This window comes from Roseateles sp. P5_E11, from assembly GCF_054049355.1.
In genome coordinates, this window is sequence record NZ_JBFUMO010000584.1 from 1 (window position 1) to 3,572 (window position 3,572).

Below are 3,572 nucleotides of genomic sequence, written 5' to 3' on the forward strand. Positions count from 1 at the left end.
GATGACGACTGGGCGCACCAGACCCGCGAGACGCTGTTGACCCGCTCGCCAACCATGATGGCGGTGACGCTGGAGCTTGTGCGCCGCGGCCGCAAGCTCGGCCTGGCCGACGATCTGCGCCTGGAGCGTGATCTGGTGCACCACGCCTTCCATTTGCGCGGCGCGGCCCGCAGCGAGACCGTCGAAGGCATTCGCGCGCTGGCGGTCGACAAGGATCACGCACCGCGCTGGAGCCCAGCCTCGGTCGCCGATCTGGACGCGGGTGAGGTGGCCGCCTTCTTCGTCAGTCCCTGGCCTGCGAACGAGCATCCGTTGCGCGACCTGAGCTGAAGCTGTCGCCCCCTGGATCGGGGGTTGGCCTGGCGCGGGCATCTCCACACACTCGCGAAAATTTTTCACGTTCGACGGAGACAACAATGCGCAAAGTGCTCATGACGGCCTTGCTGGCCACCGGCCTGTTCGGCCAGGCTGCCCAAGCCTCGCCGGTGCTGTGGGATTCCGCCTCCGGCGGCAATGACCACTACTACGAGTTCTTCGACGCCAACGTCAGCTGGGACGATGCCTTCACGGCGGCCCAGAGCGCGAGCTATCTGGGCATGACCGGCTACCTGGCCACCATCACCAGCGCCGGCGAAAACCGCTTCGCTTCCGTCACCGTGGCCGGTGGCATCCTGGCATGGCTGGGCGCTTCGGACGCCGGCAATGAAGGCACTTTCACCTGGCGTGATGGTCCCGAGAACGGCCAGGCCTTGACCTACACCAGCTGGAATCCGGGCGAGCCGAACAACTGCTGCGGTGGCGAGAACTACCTGCAGACCAACTTCGGCGCCGTCATGGGCTGGAACGACCACGGCGGCCCGGGCAATGCTGGCCAGATCAACGGCTATCTGGTCGAGTTCAGCGCCGCCCCCGGCACCGTGCCCGAGCCGGCCAGCCTGGCCCTGGTGATGGCGGCCGCCCTGGCGGGCGTTGGCGTGTCCCGCCGCCGCAACCGCTAAGCCCTCACGGTTCAGCATTTCTCAACGCCCGCGTCAGCCCGACGCGGGCGTTGCCATTTGCGGGCCGGGATAATCCGCTGCGTGACTGCTTTTTCTCCCTGGCGCCTGTCCGTCGCGCCGATGATGGACTGGACCGATCGCCATTGCCGCCATTTCCATCGGCTCATCACCCGCCATGCGCTGCTCTACACCGAGATGGTGACGACCGGCGCCTTGCTGCATGGCGACCAGCCGCGCCATCTCGACTTCAACGACACCGAACACCCGGTCGCGCTGCAGCTGGGTGGCAGCGATCCCGCCGACTTGGCCGCCTGCGCCAGGCTTGCCGAGCGCTGGGGCTATGACGAGGTCAACCTGAACTGCGGCTGCCCCAGCGAGCGAGTGCAGAAGGGCGCCTTCGGGGCCTGCCTGATGGCCGAACCCCAGCTGGTGGCCGACTGCGTCAAGGCCATGCGCGATGCCACCTCGCTGCCGGTCACCGTCAAGCACCGCATCGGCATCGACAAGATTGAGAGCTACGACTTCGTCCGCGACTTCGTCGCCACCGTTGCCGAGGCCGGCTGCGAAGTCTTCATCGTGCATGCCCGCAATGCCTGGCTGCAGGGCCTTTCTCCGAAGGAAAACCGCGAGATCCCACCGCTGCGCTACGAGCTGGTGGAGCAGCTCAAGCGCGAATTCCCGCAGCTGACCATCGCCATCAACGGCGGCCTGAAGACGCCGGACCAGATCGCCGAGCAGCTGGCCGTGCTGGACGGCGTCATGATCGGCCGCGAGGCCTATCACGAGCCCTGGAGCATGGCGCAGTGGGACTCGCGCTTCTTCGGCCAGCCTGACCCGGCGGCGTCGCGCGAGCAGGTCGAAGACGCCTGGCTGGATTACCTGGATCGCGTGCATGCCGCTGGCCGCTCCTGGTCCCATGCGATGCGCCACGCGCTCGGCCTGTGGAACGGCACGCCCGGCGCACGCCGCTGGCGCCAGGTCTGGAGCGACCATCGCCTGAAGACCCTGCCGCCGCGTGAGGTGGCCGAGCGCGCCAACGCGGCGCGTGTGCAAGGCACGTCGGTCGCGGCATGACGACCGGCCGCGGCGCGGCCCTCGGCGAGCATGTGAGCATGCATCCTTCCATGACCCGAACCGCCGCCCTGGCGCTGTGCCTCGCCGTGGCGGGCAGTGCCCATGCCGCACCCTGCAAAGAACAGCCGGGCGCTGCCGCCCGCCGGCAAGCCGTCGAGCAGGGCCTGCTGCCTGCGGTGGTGTTCGACGGCGAGGAGCAGCCGCGGACGCTGGCCGCCCGCATGGCCGAGCACGGCGTGCCCGGCCTGGCCGTGGCGGTGCTGCGCGGCGGTGAGGTGGACTGGGTGGCCGTGTACGGCCGMCGTGCGATGCAGGCGCCGGCTGTCAGTTGCGCCACGCTGTTCCAGGCCGGCTCACTGGCCAAGCCCGTCACGGTGCTTGCCGCGCTGCGCCTGCAGGACGCTGGCCGGCTGGACTGGGACCGCGACGTCAACGGCCTGCTCACGTCGCTGCGCCTGCCTGCGGGCCGGCAGACGCCCGATCACCCCGTCACGTTGCGCGGGCTGCTCGCGCACACCGCGGGCATCACGCCGGGGGGCTACCCCGGCTACGCCCAGGCCGGCCCCGTGCCGACAGTGTTGGAGGTGGCGACCGCGGCACCGGGCACGAACACGCCGCGGCCCGAGGTCGTGCTGCCGCCCGGCGAGCAGCTGCGCTATTCCGGCGGCGGCTACACGCTGGCCCAGATCGCCATGCAGGACAGCCAGAAGCTGGCCTTCGAGCCGCTGATGCAGCGCTGGCTGTTCCAGCCGCTTGGCCTGCGCCATGCCACGTTCGCACTGCAGCGCCAAAGCGCCGGTGGCGATGTGGCGGCCGGCCACCAGGGCGACGCCGCGCCGGTACCGGGCGGCTGGCTGCACCTGCCCGAAAGCGCCGCGGCCGGCCTGTGGTCCGACGCGGGCGACCTCGCCACGCTGCTGACGGAACTGCGCAAGGGCTGGCAGGGCCGCAGCCAGGTGTTCCGCAAGTCCAGCATGCGCGCGCTGCTGGACACGCCCGTCGAGGGGCACCTCTATGGATTCAGGCTCGTCGGCGACGGCGAGCAACAGTTCCTCGTCCACTACGGCGGCACGACGGGCTACAACGCCGGCATGGCCATCAACCTGCACACAGGTGATGGTGTGGTCTACCTGGCCAACGCCGAAGCGGGCCGGGCGCTGAGCGCTGAACTGCTGGCGGCCGTGTCACGCGCCTATGGCTGGACGCAGTTCCGCGAGACGCGCGTGCGCCGGGCTGCCGTGGACGAGGCGGCTCTGCAAGGCCTCGCTGGGCGCTACCTGTTCGCCGCCATGGGGGTGCGCGTGCAGATTGAACAGGCCAAGGCGCAGCTGACCCTGGTGTTTCCCAACGGTGACCGTCTGGCGCTGACGCCCATCGCCGCCGATGGCGTGCCGCTGCAGTTCATCCATCCCACCGGCGTGCGCGTTGGCTTCCAGCGCGGTGAGGCCGGCGCGGTGACGATGCAGCTCTATGGTGACCAGGGCGTGCGCGAGGACTCGC

4 protein-coding genes are annotated in these 3,572 nt (G+C 69.8%); all 4 read left to right on the forward strand.

The window, feature by feature from the left end; genetic code table 11:
• Positions 1-330, forward strand: a 330-nt coding sequence (locus ACXJKR_RS27365; RefSeq protein ID WP_457325509.1) for an enoyl-CoA hydratase/isomerase family protein, incomplete at its 5' end; no start/stop codon positions are given.
• 86 nt (positions 331-416) lie between these two features.
• On the forward strand, positions 417-998 hold the full coding sequence (locus ACXJKR_RS27370) for a lectin-like protein (protein ID WP_457325510.1): 582 nt from the start codon (positions 417-419) through the stop codon (positions 996-998).
• A 120-nt stretch (positions 999-1,118) separates the two neighbouring features.
• The gene (dusA, locus tag ACXJKR_RS27375; RefSeq protein ID WP_056196727.1) at positions 1,119-2,072 is read left to right on the forward strand and encodes a tRNA dihydrouridine(20/20a) synthase DusA; all 954 of its coding nucleotides are present in this window, start codon (positions 1,119-1,121) and stop codon (positions 2,070-2,072) included.
• Positions 2,073-2,122: 50 nt separating this feature from the next.
• Positions 2,123-3,572, forward strand: a 1,450-nt coding sequence (locus ACXJKR_RS27380) for a serine hydrolase domain-containing protein (protein WP_457325511.1), incomplete at its 3' end; no start/stop codon positions are given.

What these genes read in the sequence shown, in the direction of transcription:
- ACXJKR_RS27370 (WP_457325510.1), top strand. Translation starts at nt 417, where the DNA reads ATGCGCAAAGTGCTCATGACGGCCTTGCTGGCCACCGGCCTGTTCGGC.
- dusA (WP_056196727.1), top strand. Translation starts at nt 1,119, where the DNA reads ATGATGGACTGGACCGATCGCCATTGCCGCCATTTCCATCGGCTCATC.